Annotated in this window: 14 protein-coding genes; 12 read left to right on the top strand and 2 right to left on the bottom strand. The window is 55.8% G+C overall.

What is annotated here, in order from left to right; genetic code table 11:
• Positions 1-71: 71 nt before the first annotated feature.
• The 12 genes from rplK (at position 72) to urtE (ending at position 18,034) form a co-directional block, all read left to right on the top strand.
• A complete protein-coding gene (gene rplK / locus ACXAEW_RS05045; protein WP_474940288.1) occupies positions 72-524 on the top strand; it encodes a 50S ribosomal protein L11 in 453 nt (150 codons plus the stop codon).
• 3 nt (positions 525-527) lie between these two features.
• The gene (gene rplA / locus ACXAEW_RS05040) at positions 528-1,226 is read left to right on the top strand and encodes a 50S ribosomal protein L1 (RefSeq protein ID WP_474940287.1); all 699 of its coding nucleotides are present in this window, start codon (positions 528-530) and stop codon (positions 1,224-1,226) included.
• A gap of 388 nt (positions 1,227-1,614) precedes the next feature.
• Positions 1,615-2,133, top strand: a complete 519-nt coding sequence (gene rplJ, locus ACXAEW_RS05035; protein ID WP_474940286.1) for a 50S ribosomal protein L10 — start codon at positions 1,615-1,617, stop codon at positions 2,131-2,133.
• 81 nt (positions 2,134-2,214) lie between these two features.
• The gene (rplL, locus tag ACXAEW_RS05030; RefSeq protein WP_153217278.1) at positions 2,215-2,589 is read left to right on the top strand and encodes a 50S ribosomal protein L7/L12; all 375 of its coding nucleotides are present in this window, start codon (positions 2,215-2,217) and stop codon (positions 2,587-2,589) included.
• A 282-nt stretch (positions 2,590-2,871) separates the two neighbouring features.
• Positions 2,872-7,008: a DNA-directed RNA polymerase subunit beta gene (gene rpoB / locus ACXAEW_RS05025; protein ID WP_474940285.1), complete on the top strand. Its 4,137-nt coding sequence runs from the start codon at positions 2,872-2,874 to the stop codon at positions 7,006-7,008.
• Positions 7,005-7,343, top strand: a complete 339-nt coding sequence (locus ACXAEW_RS05020; protein WP_474940284.1) for a hypothetical protein — start codon at positions 7,005-7,007, stop codon at positions 7,341-7,343. Before rpoB ends, ACXAEW_RS05020 begins: the two co-directional genes overlap by 4 nt.
• Positions 7,340-11,578 (top strand): DNA-directed RNA polymerase subunit beta', encoded by a 4,239-nt coding sequence (rpoC, locus tag ACXAEW_RS05015; protein WP_474940283.1) that lies wholly within the window; start codon positions 7,340-7,342, stop codon positions 11,576-11,578. The genes ACXAEW_RS05020 and rpoC overlap by 4 nt, the downstream gene beginning before the upstream one ends.
• 552 nt (positions 11,579-12,130) lie before the next feature.
• Positions 12,131-13,411, top strand: coding sequence for an urea ABC transporter substrate-binding protein (gene urtA, locus ACXAEW_RS05010; RefSeq protein ID WP_474940282.1), 1,281 nt, complete (start codon positions 12,131-12,133; stop codon positions 13,409-13,411).
• A gap of 66 nt (positions 13,412-13,477) precedes the next feature.
• Positions 13,478-15,424: an urea ABC transporter permease subunit UrtB gene (gene urtB, locus ACXAEW_RS05005; RefSeq protein WP_474940281.1), complete on the top strand. Its 1,947-nt coding sequence runs from the start codon at positions 13,478-13,480 to the stop codon at positions 15,422-15,424.
• Positions 15,425-15,428: 4 nt separating this feature from the next.
• Positions 15,429-16,595 carry an urea ABC transporter permease subunit UrtC gene (gene urtC / locus ACXAEW_RS05000; RefSeq protein WP_474940280.1) on the top strand — a complete coding sequence of 389 codons (1,167 nt, stop codon included), beginning with the start codon at positions 15,429-15,431 and terminating at the stop codon, positions 16,593-16,595.
• The gene (urtD, locus tag ACXAEW_RS04995) at positions 16,592-17,332 is read left to right on the top strand and encodes an urea ABC transporter ATP-binding protein UrtD (protein ID WP_474940279.1); all 741 of its coding nucleotides are present in this window, start codon (positions 16,592-16,594) and stop codon (positions 17,330-17,332) included. The genes urtC and urtD overlap by 4 nt, the downstream gene beginning before the upstream one ends.
• 3 nt (positions 17,333-17,335) lie before the next feature.
• The gene (gene urtE, locus ACXAEW_RS04990; protein WP_474940278.1) at positions 17,336-18,034 is read left to right on the top strand and encodes an urea ABC transporter ATP-binding subunit UrtE; all 699 of its coding nucleotides are present in this window, start codon (positions 17,336-17,338) and stop codon (positions 18,032-18,034) included.
• On the opposite strand, the gene ACXAEW_RS04985 is transcribed toward urtE, so the two are convergent.
• Both ACXAEW_RS04985 and ACXAEW_RS04980 read right to left on the bottom strand, forming a co-directional pair.
• Complete coding sequence (locus tag ACXAEW_RS04985) at positions 18,035-18,304, bottom strand: amphi-Trp domain-containing protein (RefSeq protein WP_474940277.1); 270 nt, start codon at positions 18,302-18,304, stop codon at positions 18,035-18,037. It abuts the gene before it with no gap.
• Between the two features lies 1 nt (position 18,305).
• Positions 18,306-19,679, bottom strand: a complete 1,374-nt coding sequence (locus ACXAEW_RS04980; RefSeq protein ID WP_474940276.1) for a metallophosphoesterase — start codon at positions 19,677-19,679, stop codon at positions 18,306-18,308.
• Between the last annotated feature and the right edge of the window lie 304 nt (positions 19,680-19,983).

Genomic DNA, 19,983 nt, shown 5'->3' with positions numbered 1-19,983 from the left:
TCAAAGCCGGACCACACAACATGAGAAACCCCAATGACGCGTCGGCGGGGTGTTGAAAAGGAGATAACCAGATGGCCAAGAAGCTTGCTGGTACAATGAAGCTGCAGATCCCTGCAGGTCAAGCAAACCCATCCCCGCCGGTTGGTCCGGCGCTGGGTCAGCGCGGTATCAATATCATGGAATTCTGCAAGGCGTTCAACGCTAAGACGCAGGAAATGGAAGCCGGTGCGCCGTGCCCGACCGTGATCACTTATTATCAGGACAAGTCCTTCACTATGGACATCAAGACGCCCCCTGCGTCTTATTACCTGAAAAAAGCCGCTGGCCTGAAGCCGGTTGGTAAGCGTAACCGCCCCCGTGGTGCAGAAGCACCTGGTCGTGAAGTTGTTGCGACTGTAACTGCTGCACAGGTTCGTGAAATCGCCGAAGCGAAGATGAAAGATCTCTCCGCGAACGACGTTGAAGCAGCAATGCAGATCATCCTGGGCTCGGCCCGTTCTATGGGTATCGAGGTGAAAGGCTAAATCATGGCAAAGCTCGGTAAACGTACCCGCGCAGCGCGCGAAGCCTTCGCTGGCAAAGAAAACCTGACCGTTGAAGAAGCTGTTGCACTGGTTAAGGCCAACGCAACTTCCAAGTTCGACGAGACCATCGAAATCGCAATGAACCTGGGCGTTGACACCCGTCACGCAGACCAGATGGTTCGTGGTGTGATCGGCCTGCCAAATGGCACCGGTAAAACCATGCGGGTTGCAGTTTTTGCACGTGGTCCGAAGGCTGACGAAGCAAAAGCAGCAGGTGCTGACGTTGTTGGTGCAGAAGACCTGATGGAATCCATTCAGGGAGGTAACCTTGACTTTGATCGCTGCATCGCGACTCCGGACATGATGCCGATCGTTGGTCGTCTGGGTAAAATCCTGGGCCCGCGCAACCTGATGCCGAACCCCAAAGTTGGCACCGTGACCATGGACGTGAAAGCGGCCGTGGAAGCAGCCAAAGGTGGCGAAGTTCAGTTCAAAGCGGAAAAAGGTGGCGTTGTGCACGCCGGTGTTGGCAAAGCGTCCTTTGACGAAGCAAAGCTGGTTGAGAACGTCAAAGCCTTCATCTCTGCGGTTGCCAAGGCAAAGCCGTCGGGTGCCAAAGGCGCATACATGAAGAAAATTGCGCTGTCCTCCACAATGGGTCCGGGCGTGACCGTTGATGTCGAAGGCGCTGTCAGCGAGTAATTTTCGATCCTTTCGAGGGATTGATTGGGGCGAGTCTTGCGAGGCTCGCCCGTTTTTGTTTGCGGGTGTCATAAAGTTTTCGCAAAGTGGCCTGTGCGGCTGATTTACCCCTTGGAAATCTTCCGGATTGGGACTAAGCACGGGCACGCAATGAAGCGTGCGATTCGTCGTGCGCTTCATTTCGTTTCGTCCAAGATGGTGGGTGGCTTGTCGATCTGGCCTTAATTTCCCTCCTGAGACGGGTAAAGACCAGAAAGATCGAGGGATTTTTAACCCTCGGGCAGATTTTGGCTCATCCCGTAAAACGGACCCGAACGCCGGGCCTTGGTCACAAGGTCAGGCACAAAATGAGCCGGGGTGATTTTCATCCCTAAACTTGGAGAGAACTGTGGATAGAGCCCAGAAAGAGAAAGTGGTCGAGGAACTCGGCCAGATCTTCGAAAGCTCTGGCGTTGTGGTCGTATCCCACTACGTCGGTCTGACAGTTTCTGAGATGCAAGACCTTCGCGCACGTGCTCGTGACGCGGAGTGCTCTGTGCGTGTTGCCAAGAACAGGCTCGCCAAAATCGCCCTTGAGGGTAAGCCGTGTGAAAGCATGACGAACCTGCTGACGGGCATGACCGTTCTCACCTATTCCGAGGATCCTGTGGCTGCGGCCAAGGTTGCCGAGGGCTTTGCCAAAGATAACGACAAGTTCGTAATCCTCGGCGGCGCAATGGGTGAAAACGCTCTGGATCGTGCTGGCGTTGCTGCCGTGTCGAAGATGCCTTCCCGCGAGGAGCTTATTGCTTCTATCGCTGGCTGCATCGGCGCACCGGCTTCCAACATCGCTGGCGCAATTGGCGCACCTGCAAGCAACATCGCAAGCATCCTTTCGACCATCGAAGAGAAGGCGGAAGCTGCGTAAGCGGTTGGAACTGACTGACTGGCGTAGAGATGTAACCTCTACGTTGGAACACACACACTTTATACGGAAAGAGCTAAGAAAATGGCTGATCTGAAAGCACTCGCGGAAAGCATCGTTGGTCTGACCCTGCTGGAAGCACAAGAACTGAAAACCATCCTGAAGGATGAGTACGGCATCGAGCCCGCGGCTGGCGGCGCAGTTGTCATGGCAGCTGGTGGCGACGCCGGCGGCGCAGCTGAAGAAGAAAAAACCGAATTCGACGTCGTTCTGAAGAACGCCGGCGCTTCGAAAATCAACGTGATCAAAGAAGTTCGCGCGATCACCGGTCTGGGCCTGAAAGAAGCAAAAGGTCTGGTCGAAGAAGGTGGCAAGATCAAAGAAGGCGTCGACAAAGCCGAAGCAGAAGACATCAAAGCGAAGCTGGAAGCAGCTGGCGCGGAAGTCGAGCTGGCCTAATCGCCGATTTGGGGGAAGTAAGGGCTGCAATTTCCCAGTGAAATTGTTCTCTATACTCCCAAGTTTCAGGCTGGGTACGGGATCTCCCGTGCCCAGCCGTACCTGTCTTAGCAAGGGCCTCGCGATCTGGGGCGTTTTCTAAGGCGAGGTTCAAGGGATCGGGAAGGTCGTCATACGGGACGATGGCCGTGAATTGATCCGAACACGCTGTCTCGTATGGGCAAGGCGCCGGAGCCCGGCGGCGTTCTTGTCTCATGAGAACATCGAAAGGTGACATCTGACATGGCTCAAACGTTCCTTGGCCAGAAACGTCTTCGGAAATATTACGGCAAAATCCGTGAAGTTCTGGATATGCCGAACCTCATTGAGGTCCAAAAATCTTCTTACGACCTTTTCCTGCGCTCGGGTGATGCCGACATGCCTATTGACGGCGAAGGCATCATGGGCGTTTTTCAATCTGTTTTCCCGATCAAGGATTTCAACGAAACATCCGTTCTGGAGTTCGTGAAATACGAGTTGGAGAAGCCGAAATACGACGTTGACGAATGTATGCAGCGCGACATGACCTACAGCGCGCCGCTGAAGGTTACCCTGCGTTTGATCGTCTTTGATGTTGATGAAGACACCGGTGCCAAATCCGTTAAGGACATCAAGGAACAGGACGTCTTCATGGGCGATATGCCTTTGATGACCCCGAACGGGACCTTTGTCGTGAACGGCACCGAGCGCGTGATCGTGTCTCAGATGCACCGTTCGCCGGGCGTGTTCTTTGACCATGACAAGGGCAAAACCCATTCTTCGGGTAAACTGCTGTTCGCTTGCCGTATCATTCCGTACCGCGGCTCTTGGCTGGATTTCGAGTTCGACGCAAAAGACATCGTCTTCGCCCGCATCGACCGTCGCCGCAAGCTGCCTGTGACTACCCTGCTTTATGCGCTGGGTCTGGACCAGGAAGGCATCTGTGATGCTTACTATGATACGGTTCCTTTCAAGCTTGAAAAAACACGCGGCTGGGTGACCCCGTTCTTCCCCGAGCGCGTGCGTGGTACCCGCCCGACCTATGATCTGGTTGACGCCGCCACCGGTGAGATCATCTGCGAAGCCGGTAAAAAAGTGACGCCGCGCGCTGTGAAAAAGATGATCGACGAAGGTTCCATCACCGAGCTGCTGGTTCCGTTTGATCACATCGTTGGTAAATTTGTCTCAAAAGACATCATCAACGAAGAAAACGGCGCGATCTATGTCGAGGCCGGTGATGAACTGACGCTGGAATACGACAAGGATGGCGACATCATTGGCGGTTCTTTGAAAGAGCTGATGGATGCGGGCATCACCGACATTCCGGTTCTTGATATCGACAACGTCAATGTCGGTCCATACATCCGCAACACGATGGCTGCGGACAAAAACATGGGTCGTGATACCGCGCTGATGGACATCTACCGCGTAATGCGCCCGGGTGAACCGCCCACCGTCGAAGCCGCGTCAGCACTGTTCGACACGCTGTTCTTTGACAGCGAGCGCTACGACCTGTCGGCTGTTGGCCGCGTAAAAATGAACATGCGTTTGGCTCTGGATGCCGAAGACACCATGCGTACCCTGCGCAAGGAAGACATCATCGCATGTATCAAGGCTCTGGTTGAGCTGCGTGACGGCAAAGGCGATATCGACGATATCGACCACCTTGGTAACCGTCGTGTGCGCTCCGTTGGCGAGCTGATGGAAAACCAATATCGTGTTGGCCTGCTGCGGATGGAACGTGCGATCAAGGAACGTATGTCCTCGGTCGAGATCGACACCATCATGCCGCAAGATCTGATCAACGCAAAACCGGCAGCGGCAGCTGTTCGTGAATTCTTTGGCTCTTCGCAGCTGTCGCAGTTCATGGACCAAACCAACCCGCTGTCTGAAGTGACGCACAAGCGTCGTCTGTCGGCGCTTGGCCCCGGCGGTCTGACCCGCGAACGTGCCGGTTTTGAAGTGCGTGACGTTCACCCGACCCACTATGGTCGGATGTGCCCCATTGAAACGCCGGAAGGCCCGAACATTGGTCTGATCAACTCGCTCGCGACCTTTGCCCGTGTCAATAAATACGGCTTCATCGAGACCCCGTATCGGAAAGTTGTCGACTCTAAGGTCACCGACGAAGTGCATTACATGTCGGCGACCGAAGAAATGCGCCACACTGTTGCGCAGGCGAACGCGACCCTGGACGAGGACGGCAAGTTCGTTAACGATCTGGTAAACACACGTCAGTCCGGTGACTATACAATGGCGCCAAGCGATGCGGTCGATCTGATCGACGTTTCGCCGAAGCAGTTGGTATCGGTTGCGGCCTCTCTGATCCCGTTCCTTGAAAACGATGACGCGAACCGTGCTCTGATGGGCTCGAACATGCAACGTCAGGCGGTTCCGCTGCTGCGCGCAGAAGCACCGCTGGTGGGAACCGGTATCGAAGAGAAAGTGGCGATCGACTCCGGTGCTGCGATTCAGGCGAAACGTGCAGGCATCATCGATCAGGTTGACGCCCAGCGTATCGTTATTCGCGCAACCTCCGACCTCGAACTGGGTGATGCGGGTGTGGATATCTACCGCATGCGCAAGTTCCAGCGTTCGAACCAGAACACCTGCATCAACCAGCGTCCGCTGGTGAAGGTTGGTGACACGGTTCAAAAGGGCGAAGTGATTGCCGACGGTCCGTCCACGGATATGGGCGAACTGGCTCTGGGTAAAAACGTGGTTGTCGCGTTTATGCCCTGGAACGGTTACAACTACGAAGACTCCATTCTGATTTCGGAACGTATCGCACGTGACGACGTCTTTACCTCGGTCCACATCGAGGAATTCGAAGTCGCTGCTCGTGACACGAAACTGGGTCCGGAAGAGATCACTCGCGACATCCCCAACGTTGGTGAAGAAGCGCTGCGTAACCTGGATGAGGCAGGCATCGTTTACATCGGTGCGGATGTAGAACCGGGCGACATCCTTGTTGGTAAGATCACCCCCAAAGGTGAATCTCCAATGACCCCGGAAGAGAAGCTGCTGCGCGCCATCTTTGGTGAAAAAGCATCTGACGTCCGCGATACCTCGTTGCGTGTGAAACCGGGTGATTACGGTACCGTTGTTGAGGTACGCGTCTTTAACCGCCATGGTGTGGAAAAAGACGAACGTGCTCTGCAGATCGAGCGTGAGGAAGTTGAACGCCTCGCCCGTGACCGCGACGACGAACTGGTGATCCTGGACCGCAACATCTATGCGCGTCTGCGTGGGATGCTGGTCGGCAAGGTTGCCGTCAAAGGCCCCAAAGGCATCCGTGCCGGTGCTGAAATCACCGAAGAGCTGCTGGATTCCATGCCGCGCGGCCAATGGTGGATGCTGGCGCTGGAAGACGAACAGTCTGCACAGATCGTCGAAGCCCTGAACGAGCAGTACGAAGCACAGAAACGTGCTCTGGATGCTCGCTTCGAGGACAAGGTCGAAAAAGTTCGTCGTGGTGACGACCTGCCGCCGGGCGTGATGAAGATGGTCAAAGTCTTCATCGCCGTGAAGCGCAAGCTGCAGCCTGGTGATAAAATGGCCGGTCGTCACGGGAACAAGGGTGTTATCTCCCGCGTTGTTCCCATGGAAGACATGCCGTTCCTGGCAGATGGTACGCCGGTTGACTTCTGTCTCAACCCGCTGGGTGTTCCGTCGCGTATGAACGTTGGTCAGATCCTTGAAACACACATGGGTTGGGCCGCACGCGGTCTGGGCATCAAAGTTGACGATGCTCTGCAGGACTACCGTCGTTCTGGTGACCTGACGCCGGTGCGTGAAGCGCTGCGTCTGGCCTATGGTGAAGATGTCTACGAAGAAGGCATCATGAACATGGAAGAGGACCAACTGGTGGAAGCTGCAGGCAATGTGACCCGCGGTGTTCCAATCGCCACACCGGTTTTCGATGGCGCCAAGGAACTGGATGTCAACGATGCGCTGAAACGTGCGGGCTTTGACACCTCTGGTCAGTCGATCCTGTTTGACGGCCGCACCGGTGAACAGTTCGCGCGTCCGGTGACAGTAGGTGTCAAATACCTGCTTAAACTGCACCACCTGGTCGACGACAAGATCCACGCACGTTCCACTGGTCCGTACTCGCTTGTTACGCAGCAGCCGCTGGGTGGTAAGGCACAGTTCGGTGGTCAACGCTTTGGTGAGATGGAGGTCTGGGCTCTGGAAGCTTACGGTGCCGCCTACACCCTGCAGGAAATGTTGACCGTGAAATCGGATGACGTGGCGGGCCGGACTAAGGTCTATGAAAGCATCGTCAAGGGCGAAGACAACTTCGAGGCAGGCATCCCAGAATCGTTCAACGTTCTGGTGAAAGAAGTCCGGGGTCTCGGCCTGAATATGGAACTCCTGGATGCTGAGGTAGAAGAGTGATCTCAGCGCCCGTTAAATTTGGCACCATGATCTTCGTTCTGGTGTTTGCTTCTGTTGCAAACGCCAAGAACGAGCATTTTGAATGTACGAGTAACTATGAGAAAGCTCTCTTGAGCACTTCTGTTACCCATAAGTTCAACGCCAAATTCAGAGGGCATATCGGGCGCAACCAAGCGCGCGAACAAATCTACGGAATATGCAATTGCCTTTGGGAGCTACACGACCAGCCAAAACTGAGAAAGAGAGACATGGACCTTTCTTTTGAGTTTGGCGAACGGCGTGGCATCACCAAGGTAACCTTCATCTGCACTCCTGAAGGAGCGGTATCGAAATGAACCAGGAAATCACCAACAACCCGTTCAACCCGCTGACCCCGCCCAAAGTCTTTGATGAAATCAAAGTCTCGCTGGCGTCGCCGGAACGGATCCTGTCGTGGTCCTATGGCGAAATCAAAAAGCCAGAAACCATCAACTACCGGACGTTCAAACCCGAACGTGACGGTCTGTTCTGCGCGCGTATCTTTGGCCCGATCAAAGACTATGAATGTCTGTGCGGCAAATATAAGCGCATGAAATATCGCGGCGTTGTCTGCGAGAAATGTGGTGTTGAAGTTACCCTTCAAAAAGTACGCCGTGAGCGTATGGGCCACATCGAACTGGCAGCGCCTGTTGCGCACATCTGGTTCCTGAAATCGCTTCCGTCGCGTATCGGCCTGATGCTGGACATGACCCTGCGTGATCTGGAACGGGTTCTGTATTTCGAAAACTACGTTGTCATCGAGCCGGGTCTGACTGACCTGCAATACGGCCAGATGATGACCGAAGAAGAATTCATGGATGCCCAGGACCAGTACGGTATGGACGCCTTCACTGCCAATATTGGCGCTGAAGCGATCCGTGAAATGCTGTCCCTGATCGACCTGGAATCCGAGGCAGAGCAGCTGCGTGCTGAACTGGCTGAGGCAACCGGTGAACTGAAGCCCAAGAAGATCATCAAACGTCTGAAAGTTGTGGAATCCTTCCTGGAATCCGGCAACCGCCCAGAGTGGATGATCATGACGGTTGTGCCAGTGATCCCGCCAGAGCTGCGCCCGCTGGTGCCGCTGGATGGGGGGCGTTTTGCGACGTCTGACCTCAACGACCTTTATCGTCGTGTGATCAACCGGAACAACCGTCTGAAGCGTCTGATCGAATTGCGCGCGCCTGATATCATCGTGCGCAACGAAAAGCGGATGCTGCAGGAATCCGTGGATGCATTGTTCGACAACGGCCGGCGTGGCCGCGTAATCACCGGCGCAAACAAGCGTCCGCTGAAATCGCTGTCTGACATGCTGAAAGGTAAGCAGGGTCGTTTCCGTCAGAACCTTTTGGGTAAACGCGTCGACTTCTCTGGTCGTTCGGTGATTGTGACCGGTCCGGAACTGAAGCTGCACCAATGTGGTCTGCCCAAGAAAATGGCCTTGGAACTCTTCAAGCCGTTCATCTATTCGCGTCTGGAGGCCAAAGGTCTGTCCTCCACCGTGAAGCAGGCGAAAAAGCTGGTTGAGAAAGAGCGTCCGGAAGTTTGGGATATCCTCGACGAGGTGATCCGCGAGCACCCGGTCATGCTGAACCGCGCGCCGACGCTGCACCGTCTGGGTATCCAGGCGTTTGAACCCACGCTGATCGAAGGGAAGGCGATCCAGCTGCACCCGCTGGTCTGTTCGGCGTTTAACGCGGACTTTGACGGGGACCAGATGGCGGTCCACGTCCCGCTGAGCCTTGAGGCTCAGCTGGAAGCACGTGTTCTGATGATGTCCACCAACAACGTTCTTTCGCCTGCAAACGGTGCACCGATCATCGTTCCGTCGCAGGATATGATCTTGGGTCTCTACTATCTGACCCTCGAGCGCGAAGGCATGGTGGGTGAAGGCAAAGTCTTCGGCACTATGGACGAAGTTCAGCACGCGCTGGACGCTGGTGAAGTGCACCTGCACTCCAAAGTCACTGCTCGTGTTCTGCAAATCGACGAAGAAGGCAATGAAGTCTATCAGCGCTTTGAAACCACGCCGGGCCGTGTCCGTCTGGGTGCGCTGTTGCCGAAAAACGCGAAGGCACCGTTTGAACTGGTGAACCGTCTTCTGCGGAAGAAAGAAGTTCAGCAGGTCATCGACACCGTCTATCGTTACTGCGGTCAGAAAGAGTCCGTGATCTTCTGTGACCAGATCATGACCATGGGCTTCCGCGAAGCGTTCAAGGCTGGCATCTCGTTCGGTAAGGACGACATGGTGATCCCCGATACCAAATGGACCATCGTGGATGAAACCCGTGATCAGGTGAAAGACTTTGAACAGCAGTACATGGACGGCCTGATCACTCAGGGTGAAAAGTACAACAAAGTTGTGGATGCCTGGTCGAAGTGTAACGACAAAGTCACCGAAGCGATGATGGGCTCCATCTCTGCCGACAAGCGGGACGAGAATGGCGCTGTCATGGAGCCGAACTCGGTTTACATGATGGCTCACTCTGGTGCGCGTGGCTCTGTTACGCAGATGAAGCAGCTGGGTGGTATGCGTGGCCTGATGGCCAAGCCAAATGGCGACATCATCGAGACACCGATTATCTCGAACTTTAAAGAAGGCCTGACCGTTCTTGAGTACTTCAACTCGACCCACGGTGCCCGTAAGGGTCTGTCGGATACGGCTCTGAAGACCGCGAACTCCGGTTATCTGACACGCCGTCTGGTGGACGTGGCCCAAGACTGTATCGTTCGTGAAAATGACTGCGGCACCGACCGTGCGATCACTGCCCAAGCGGCTGTGAACGATGGCGAGGTTGTTGCATCCATCGGCGAACGTATTCTGGGCCGTGTTGCGGCAGATGACGTCAAGCGTCCAGGGACAGAAGAGATCCTGGTCGCAGCTGGTCAGATCATTGACGAGCGTATGGCTGACACGATTGAGGAAGCCGGTGTTCAGTCAATGCGCATCCGTTCGCCTCTGACCTGTGAAAGCGAAGAGGGTGTTTGCGCCCAGTGTTACGGTCGTGACCTCGCACGCGGCACCAAGGTGAACGAAGGCGAAGCCGTCGGTATCATCGCGGCGCAGTCGATTGGTGAACCTGGTACACAGCTGACGATGCGGACCTTCCACATCGGTGGTGTTGCGCAGGGTGGTCAACAGTCTTTCCAGGAAGCAAGCCAGGAAGGTAAGATCGTCTTTGAGAACCCCAATATCCTGGAAAACGCCAACGGCGAGATCCTGGTTATGGGCCGCAATATGAAGCTGATCATCCAAGATGAGCACGGCGAAGAGCGTGCGAGCCACAAGCTCGGCTACGGCTCCAAGCTGTTTGTCAAAGAAGGTCAGACGATTTCGCGCGGCGATAAGCTGTATGAGTGGGATCCTTACACTCTGCCGATCATTGCGGAAAGAGCCGGTACTGCAAAATACGTCGACCTGGTTTCTGGTCTGGCGGTGCGTGATGAGACCGACGAAGCCACCGGCATGACCCAGAAGATTGTGATCGACTGGCGTGCGGCTCCGAAGGGATCTGATCTGAAGCCTGAGGTCATCCTGATCGACAGCGACGGTGAACCGATCCGTAACGAGCTGGGTAACCCGGTCACCTACCCGATGTCGGTGGACGCAATTCTGTCCTGTGAAGATGGGCAGGAGATGCAGGCTGGTGACATCGTTGCGCGTATTCCGCGTGAAGGTGCCAAGACCAAGGACATCACCGGTGGTCTGCCACGGGTTGCGGAATTGTTCGAAGCGCGCCGTCCGAAAGATCACGCGATCATCGCCGAAATCGATGGTCACGTGCGCTTTGGCCGCGACTACAAGAACAAACGCCGCATCTCGATCGAGCCGGTCGATGAGACGCTTGAAACCGTCGAATATATGGTCCCCAAGGGCAAGCACATTCCTGTTCAGGAAGGCGATTTCGTCCAGAAGGGTGACTACATCATGGATGGTAACCCGGCGCCGCACGACATCCTGTCCATTATGGGTGTCGAGGCTCTGGCGAACTATATGATCGACGAAGTTCAGGACGTTTATCGCCTGCAAGGTGTGAAGATTAACGACAAGCACATCGAGGTGATCGTTCGCCAGATGCTGCAAAAGTGGGAGATCTCAGACTCCGGCGAGACCACGCTGCTGAAAGGTGAGCACGTGGACAAGCAAGAGTTCGATCACGCCAACGAAAAGGCGATTGCGCGTGGCAAGCGTCCGGCCAAAGGTGAACCCATCCTCTTGGGTATCACCAAGGCGTCGTTGCAGACCCGTTCCTTCATCTCGGCGGCCTCCTTCCAGGAGACCACCCGCGTTCTGACCGAAGCCTCGGTTCAGGGTAAGAAGGACAAGCTGGTTGGCCTGAAGGAAAACGTCATCGTGGGTCGTCTGATCCCGGCCGGTACCGGTGGTGCAACCCAGCGCATGCGTCAGGTTGCTCAGGCGCGCGACAACGTGGTTCTGGAAGCCCGTCGCGAAGAAGCCGCTGCCGCTGCTGCTCTGGCTGCTCCCGTTGTCGAAGACGATGTTGCCGACGATCTGGACAATCTGGTGGAAACCCCGGAAAGCCGCGATTGATCAAAACGTTAGCTGCGGCCACCTGATCGGTGGCCGCTTTTACACTCAAAACGCCCGCTTGCGTCGAATCGCAGCGGGCGTTTTTTGTGCGAAACTCATATGAGTTCAAACAATGCCATAGGATCGGTGAGAGCGAAGGCGAATTTACGCACACGGTTGTTGCAAATATCTACGTTTAAAAGACAATCTTTGCTGTTTGTCTGTCGCCCCTTTGCTGAGCAGACGCTGGGCTGCGCCTAGCAAATGAGCGAAAATGCGACGCATTTTGCTCAGTTTTCGGACTTGGGACGGAAGGGGTGCTTAAAAAATAGACATAGGGGCCATCTCGCAGAAACCGGTGATCCGAATGATTGATTTCTAGGCAGCAGAGGAGGTCATAGTAAGAGCGCTCATGACCCAAAGAGGAAAACCTCAGGCATGAGCGTGTGACGGCCTTGCGAATTGGACCTCGATTAAGCCGCCACACCAAATGCAACATTGTTGCGGGACCTTGCTACGCCTTTGTGCCTTTGGGTGCAATGCAGTTTGCTTGTGCCCGCCAGGAGGAATGACATGACCCGTTTCACCAAACTTATGGCAACAACTGCGGCTTCTCTGCTGGTCGCTGGTGCGGCGGCTGCTGCGGATTGCCCTGTAAAAGTTGGCGTTCTGCACTCGCTTTCCGGTACCATGGCGATCTCGGAGACCACGCTGAAAGACACTATGCTGATGCTGATCGACCAGCAGAACAAAGCTGGTGGGGTTCTGGGATGCCAGATTGAGCCGGTTGTCGTTGACCCGGCATCTGACTGGCCGCTGTTTGCTGAAAAGGCGCGCGAACTGTTGACCGTTCACGACGTTGACGTGATCTTTGGAAACTGGACGTCTGTTTCACGTAAGTCCGTTTTGCCGGTGATCGAAGAATTGAATGGCCTGCTTTTCTACCCGGTGCAGTATGAGGGCGAAGAAAGCTCCAAGAACGTGTTCTACACCGGTGCAGCGCCAAACCAGCAGGCGATCCCGGCGGTGGACTACTTCCTCGAAGAGCTTGGCATCGAACGTTTTGCGCTGCTGGGCACCGACTACGTCTATCCGCGGACTACAAACAACATCCTAGAGCAATACCTGCAGGATAAGGGTATCGCGAAGGAAGACATCTTTGTGAATTACACGCCGTTTGGCCATTCGGACTGGGCGACAATTGTCTCTGATGTTGTCGGCCTCGGGGAAGGTGGCAAACAGGTTGGTGTGATCTCCACCATCAACGGCGACGCCAACATCGGTTTTTACAAGGAACTGGCCGCGGCGGGTGTGTCCGCTGACGATTTGCCGGTTGTGGCATTCTCCGTCGGTGAAGAAGAACTGTCGGGTCTGGATACGTCCAATCTGGTTGGTCATCTGGCGGCATGGAACTACTTCCAGTCCGCTGAAACCGAAGCCAATGCTGCCTTTATCGACGCATGGAAAGAATATGCGGGCGCCGAGCGTGTGACCAATGACCCGATGGAAGCCCATTACATCGGCTTCAACATGTGGGTAAATGCAGTCGAAGCGGTTGGCACCACAGACGTGGATGTGGTCCGCACCGCAATGTATGGCCAAGAGTTCCCGAACCTGACCGGCGGGACTGCGGTTATGCTGCCGAACCATCACCTGGCAAAACCGGTTCTGATCGGTGAGATTCAGGCGGACGGGCAGTTCGATATTATCTCCAAGACCACAGAAGTCCCGGGCGATGCCTGGACCGATTTCCTGCCGGAGTCGGCTGTTCTGAAGTCTGACTGGAAAGATCTGGGTTGCGGTATGTACAATACTGAAACCAAGACCTGCGTTCAGCTGACCTCGAACTATTAATTCACCCAAGACCGGCCAGTGGTGCATGTTTGTGCCACTGGCCCCGGATCAGGGCAAAACTCTCCTATGTTGCGACTTCTCATACTCGTCATTGCCGTGGCGTGGCTGCCTTTTGCTGTGTCTGCACAAGAGCTGCAGAACCTGTTGCAAAGCCACCGCGACGTCATCATCAAACCCTCCCGTAAAACAGTTGGACTGGTGCTGGATGCGCTGGTCGCGTCCGGGTTGCCAACGGTTCCGGGATTTCTGGAAGCCTGGCAGGATAAGTCCATTTATGTGCTGACCCAAGATGATCAGTTTTATATTGGCACAAGCGATAGCGACGGTTTGACCCTGCTGGACGTAGACACGGGTAAGGAAGCCGTAGCAGGCGTTGATCAAAAGAACGCCAAGCAGATCAAGCCCAACGGCGGCGTCCGTCGCGAAATCGGTTCAGCTCTGGTGGCGTTTCAATTAAGTGATCCTGATATTGCCCGCCGCACGCAAGCGTTGGATGCTTTGGCGCGGGCACTGGATCCGGCGCAATTGGGCCCCTTGATGGCCTCGATTGATGGAGAGCAAGACGCCGCGCTGAAATCGCGCAAACAGAAATTAGCCAATTACCTGCAGGCCCGGTTTGGAGAGACCCCGACAATCCGTGTGACCGCAATTCAAAATCTTTCAAGCGATCTTAGCGTGGAAGGACGCGCGGTCCTGTCGCAGATCCTTGAGACCAAGACACTGGTGGCCCAAGATCTTCTAGATGGCACCAATGTCGCGTCGATCCTGACGCCGGGTGAGGGTGGTCTCGCGCGCGACGTGGCCTATCAGATGTTGGTCGATGACCATGATCTGCCCGCCCGCGTAGACGCCGCTGACATCCGCCGCGCTTTGGAGGCCAATCTGAATGGTGGCACCGTGGGCGGCGTGCCTGTTGCACAGCTGGACAGTGATGACATGCGCCTGCGGGCCTATGACGGCTTGGTGAAAGAGGGTGCAGTTCCAGCCCGTGTGGATGCCGCAGCGATGGATGCGGCCTTTGCTGACTGGGGATTTTACACCGTTTATGTCGAAAGCGACCCAACCATTACCGAGGCGGCAGAAGCCGCGCAAGCCAGTGTTAAAACCCGCGTGGGGCTGAGCCAAACCGCAGATATCGGGCTGGATGCGATCTCGCTTGCGTCGATCTATTTCCTGGCCGCCATTGGCCTGGCGGTGACGTTTGGCGTGATGGGTGTGATCAACATGGCCCATGGTGAGTTCATCATGATGGGCGCCTATACCGGGTATGTGGTGCAGCAGATCGTTCCGGATTACACGCTTTCACTGATTGTGGCGCTGCCGCTGGCCTTTGCGGTGACTTTTGGCGCAGGTGTCGCGATGGAGCGGCTGGTCATCCGTTGGCTTTACAATCGCCCGCTTGAGACCTTGCTGGCGACCTTTGGGATTTCCATCGCCTTGCAGCAGCTGGCCAAAAACATCTTTGGCACCCAGGCGCGGCCTTTGACCTCTCCGGGGTGGCTGGACGGGGCCTGGGTGATCAATGATGTGATCCAGATCAGCTATATCCGGATTGCCATCTTTGTTCTGGCGCTCGCCTTCCTCTGCCTGTTGCTGTTCATTTTGAAACGCACGCGGCTGGGGCTTGAGGTGCGCGCGGTCACGCAGAACCCACGCATGGCGGCGTCGATGGGGATTAACCCAGAGAAGATCAAAATGCTGACTTTTGGCCTTGGTTCCGGGATTGCCGGCATCGCCGGGGTGGCCATCGGGCTTTATGCCAAGGTGACGTCTGAAATGGGGGCCGATTACATTGTTCAAAGCTTTATGACGGTGGTTGTGGGCGGCGTCGGCAATGTCTGGGGCACGCTTGCGGGGGCGACCATGATCGGCGGCTTCCAAAAAGGAGTCGAATGGTTGAACCCCTCCAACACCCTGGCGGCGCAGACTTATATGATCCTCTTTATCATCCTGTTCATTCAATTCCGGCCCAAGGGCATCGTCGCCCTCAAAGGCCGCGCGGCGGGAGATTGATCTGATGCAACGTTCTTTTCTTGCGCAAAACCCATCCGTGATGTGGTTCCTGGCAGCCCTTGGCCTGTTCACCGTTGTGGTCACGCTCTTGGCCGAGGGGACCGGTTCTGCGGTGATCTCCACCTCGTTTGTGAAGACTTTGGGCAAGGTCTTATGCCTGTGCCTGATTGCCATCGCGATGGATGTGGTCTGGGGCTATTGCGGGATCCTGTCGCTTGGCCATTTTGCCTTCTTTGGCATCGGCGGTTATTCGGTTGGCATGTGGCTGATGTATGCCCGGACCGAGGCAATTGTCGAAACCAGCATGGCCTCAAGCGTGATCCCTCCGACACCGGGCGAGGTGCAGGATGCAATTGCAGCCCAGATTTTTGGTGTGGTGGGAGCGTCTGAATTTCCGGCGATCTGGATGTTCTCCCATTCTTTGGTGCTGCAGCTTTTGATGGTGGTGTTGGTGCCTGGCGTTCTTGCGCTGGTGTTTGGCTGGCTGGCGTTTCGTAGCCGCGTCACGGGCGTATACCTGTCGATCCTGACACAGGCGATGACGCTGGCGCTGTCCTTGTACCTGTTGCAAAACGATTCTGGTCTGCGCGGCAATAACGGGCTGTCGGGCTTGCAGAATATTCCCGGCTTTGACCATGTGCCGCAATCGACGGTTTCCATCGTGTTTTTCTGGGCATCTGCGGTGGCTTTGGGCGCGGGGTATCTGCTGTTTGCGCGGGTTCTGTCCGGCAAAATGGGCAGCGTGGTCCGCGCGGTGCGCGATGATGAGGTGCGGGTGCGCTTCCTGGGCTACCACGTCGAAAGCTATAAGCTGTTCGTCTTTACTTTGACGGCGATTGTGGCCGGTATTGCAGGCGCGCTCTATTACCCGCAGGCAGGCATCATCAACCCGACCGAGGTTGCGCCGATTGCCTCGATCTATCTGGCGGTCTGGGTCGCAATCGGCGGGCGCGGACGGCTTTATGGTTCCGTCATCGGCGCGGCCTTTGTGTCCTTGTTGGCGAGCTGGTTCACCGGCGGTGGCGCGCCCAATATCAACCTGGGCTTTTACACCATCCAATGGACTGAATGGTGGCTGGTCCTGCTGGGCGCAAGTTTCGTTGCGGTAACGCTCTTTTTCCCCGGTGGCATCGGATCCCTGTTTGACCGGTTGAAAGGAGAGGTCAAATGAGCACGCTTCTCGAACTCTCTGGTGTGTCCGTCTCGTTTGACGGGTTCAAGGCGATCAACAATCTGTCGTTTCAAATTGGCGAGCCAGAACTGCGCGCCATTATTGGCCCAAACGGAGCGGGCAAGACGACCTTTATGGATATTGTCACGGGCAAGACCAAACCGGACGATGGCCGCATTGTATTTGGGGAGAAAAACATCTCGCTGATCGGGATGTCCGAAAGCCAAATCGCCCGCGAAGGAGTGGGGCGCAAGTTCCAGAAACCCACGGTGTTTGAAGCTCAAACCGTGCGGGAAAACCTGGCCATGGCGCTGAAGAACCCGCGCGGCCCGTTTGAGGTATTGTTTTATCGCAAAACCAAACAGGGTGCTGACCGGATCGAGGCGCTGGCGGAACAGATCGGCCTGACGGATGAGCTGACGCGCATCGCGGGTGAGTTGAGCCATGGGCAAAAGCAATGGCTGGAAATCGGCATGTTGCTGGCGCAAGAGCCGCGCTTGTTATTGGTGGATGAGCCCGCGGCGGGGATGACCCCTGCAGAACGGGAAAAGACCACATCCATGCTGGTCGAGGCTGCCAAAACTCGCGCGGTTGTTGTGGTGGAACATGACATGGAGTTCGTGCGCCGCCTGAATTGCAAAGTGACCGTGTTACACGAAGGGTCAGTTCTTGCTGAAGGATCGCTGGATCACGTGACCCAGAACCCCGAAGTCATCGAAGTCTATCTGGGACGTTAAACTATGCTGAAACTTGAAAATCTGAGCTTGCACTACGGCCACTCTCAGATCCTATATGATATCTCGATGGAAGCGCAGGCGGGTGCTGTGACCTGTCTGATGGGCACCAATGGCGTTGGCAAAACCAGCCTCCTCAAGGCAATTTCCGGCACGCATGCACGTTCGGGGGGGGAGATGGTGTTGAACGGGCAGTCGGTTTCCAAATCCACTCCGGCCCACCATCTGGCACAAATGGGCGTGGGCTATGTCCCACAAGGGCGCGATGTCTTTCCGCTGATGACGGTGAAGGAGAATCTGGAAACCGGATTTGCCTGCCTGGAGCGCAGCGAGCATGTGATCCCGGATGAGATCTATGAGCTGTTTCCAGTGCTGAAAGAGATGCAGAACCGACGTGGTGGTGACCTGTCAGGTGGGCAGCAGCAGCAGCTGGCGATTGCCCGTGCGTTGATCACCAAGCCCAAGCTGTTGTTGTTGGACGAGCCCACAGAAGGCATTCAGCCCAATATCATCAAGCAGATCGGCGAGGTCATCAAATACCTGCGGGAACGTGGCGACATGGCGATTGTCCTGGTCGAGCAGTTTTTTGATTTCGGCTACGAGCTTGGAGACCATTTTGTTGTGCTGACACGCGGTAAGGTCGTCCACAACGCCGCGCGTGCAGAAACGGGGCGTGAAGCATTGCTGGCCAAGGTCTCAGTCTGATTATTTGATGGTCGGAGCTGCGGATTTTGTAGGTTTTTCAGCTTGTTCGCTCCAACTGATCCGCATTTCGACCTTGCATTGGCCGTCTGACCGATCCGCCTTGAGGCGCAAAGTCATCAAACCATCAATAGGCAGAACCAGTTCGTCATCGCCTTCACCCAGGGTCAGTTCGCCTTTGCCGATACCTTTGGTGATCGCCTCCAAAAGACCCTTGATCGTCTTCTGGTCCTGAAGCGATTCATGTCGAAACTTACCGTCAGCATATCCCATGTCAGGCGATCTCTTTTTCGTGTTGGGCAGCCTGTGACATATTCTGGCGCAGGGCCGCGCAATAGGGATGGAAATGCTTGGCCTTCGGGTAATCCGAACTGAGGCCAATGATGTCCCCTGATGGATAGATCAAAGTTGCGCCTGCGCCAATCCCCGACAGACCCTCGCGGGCGCGGGAGGCCCTGTCCAGGGTAACATCGGCTTCAAGATGCAGAAGACCCTGTTTTGCCAAAAGGCGCTGACCGCTGTGATTGTTTACATGCCCCTGTACCACCAGCTTTAGCCCGGCTTGATGCAACAGGCGAACGCCATGCTCTGACAGCTCCTTGTCGGATTTTCGGTACTTCGTGCGCACCAGGTTCGCCACAGGCCCGAAGTAAAACGCAAACAGGTCTTTCTTGGCCTCCTGACGGAAGCGTCCGTTTACTGCAGCCTGTCCCTCGGTTACCAGCAGTTTACACATACTGTCATCCAGCCCGGCATGCACAAACAGCAGTGACCCGGTTTGCAGGATCACATCCATCCGCTGGAAAAACCAGTAATAGTCACCGTTGGGTTGCAGAAACAGCTCGTGGCACAAAAGCGCGGCTCCAAAGACCTCGCGCATGCTGAGACCTTCGTCCGCCACGTTCTGAGCAAATTCACTGCCTTTGTCGCGCAGGCGGCGCAGTTCCTTGTCGATAGCCTCTGGAGAAAGATGTGCCGCCGCCGCTGTCGGGAACTGTTCAAACCAATCAGTGCCTGGGCAGATGCGGTCACGGCATTTGTCTTCTCCGGGCAGGCGAGCCATACGCTGGCTGCTTCCGTATCGCTCCCAGATTTCGCGCATTAACGGCAGCGCCTTGCGCCCCATACGTACAAAAAGATGCTCAGTAAGCGGGTTTCGAGGAGTCGCAAGTGAGCGTACGGCCAGCATCAACCGCAGATCGTGATTGCCGGCAAGCAGTGTGACTTTTGCACCGACTGCAAACAGTGCCGAGAGCGCATCCAGCATGTCCAGGTTGGATGGCCCTTTGTCCAGACAATCGCCACCAACCACAACATGGGCCAGATGACCAAATCCGGTCAGGGTAAAATCCGATAGGCCAGTTCCAGTTCGGCAGATCACGCCTGCGGCCACCAGGGATCGCAGAAAGCTCTCGGCATCGGCATGTGGGTCAGAGACAAAGACCACGGGTTGTTTGGGCCAGGTCCAGTTGCTTTTGTTTGATGCAACCAGAGAGGTCTGAAAGTCCAGAAGCCTGCCGCCTGAGTGTGCTTCTGACACAGGCCAGGCTTCGCAGTTCTGAGGAAGGGGGTCGAATTCGCAGAACGCATCGAAAACAGGTGGCAACAGCGGCCCGCCATAAGGCCGCAGAAGCTGATAGGTGTGCAAGGCGCAGGTCCTTTAGTCCAACGGTGTCTCTTTTTGTGTCGGCAGGGAGTGCTGGCCCCACCGCAGTGGAACCATGTACCATTGCCATTGTAACAGTGCAGTAACGGCCAGGCTTGAGACGTGCCGTGATGGGCGATCCTTGGCCCCCAAGATAGGGGCCGCATAGCGACGGACCGGACTGTCCCCCACGGGAAGCGTGTGGTTTCTATCCTGATGGTGACGGCTCAGACTGAGCACCCGCGACCCTGCGCAACGCTGCCTTGAAGGTGCAGATGCTTTTGCGTTGAGCAGGGTTTCTTGGGCA

The sequence above is a fragment of the Epibacterium sp. ABZ3_068 genome, from assembly GCF_056159265.1.
Note: the sequence above shows the minus strand (reverse complement) of the source record. Positions and strands in the feature narration are given on the sequence as shown.

Bases quoted from the DNA above. Each gene is read 5' to 3' on its own strand.
- urtC (WP_474940280.1), top strand. From the start codon at position 15,429: ATGCAACGTTCTTTTCTTGCGCAAAACCCATCCGTGATGTGGTTCCTG.
- rpoB (WP_474940285.1), top strand. From the start codon at position 2,872: ATGGCTCAAACGTTCCTTGGCCAGAAACGTCTTCGGAAATATTACGGC.
- rplL (WP_153217278.1), top strand. From the start codon at position 2,215: ATGGCTGATCTGAAAGCACTCGCGGAAAGCATCGTTGGTCTGACCCTG.
- urtE (WP_474940278.1), top strand. From the start codon at position 17,336: ATGCTGAAACTTGAAAATCTGAGCTTGCACTACGGCCACTCTCAGATC.
- ACXAEW_RS04985 (WP_474940277.1), bottom strand. From the start codon at position 18,304: ATGGGATATGCTGACGGTAAGTTTCGACATGAATCGCTTCAGGACCAG.
- rplA (WP_474940287.1), top strand. From the start codon at position 528: ATGGCAAAGCTCGGTAAACGTACCCGCGCAGCGCGCGAAGCCTTCGCT.
- rplK (WP_474940288.1), top strand. From the start codon at position 72: ATGGCCAAGAAGCTTGCTGGTACAATGAAGCTGCAGATCCCTGCAGGT.
- urtD (WP_474940279.1), top strand. From the start codon at position 16,592: ATGAGCACGCTTCTCGAACTCTCTGGTGTGTCCGTCTCGTTTGACGGG.
- urtA (WP_474940282.1), top strand. From the start codon at position 12,131: ATGACCCGTTTCACCAAACTTATGGCAACAACTGCGGCTTCTCTGCTG.
- rpoC (WP_474940283.1), top strand. From the start codon at position 7,340: ATGAACCAGGAAATCACCAACAACCCGTTCAACCCGCTGACCCCGCCC.
- urtB (WP_474940281.1), top strand. From the start codon at position 13,478: ATGTTGCGACTTCTCATACTCGTCATTGCCGTGGCGTGGCTGCCTTTT.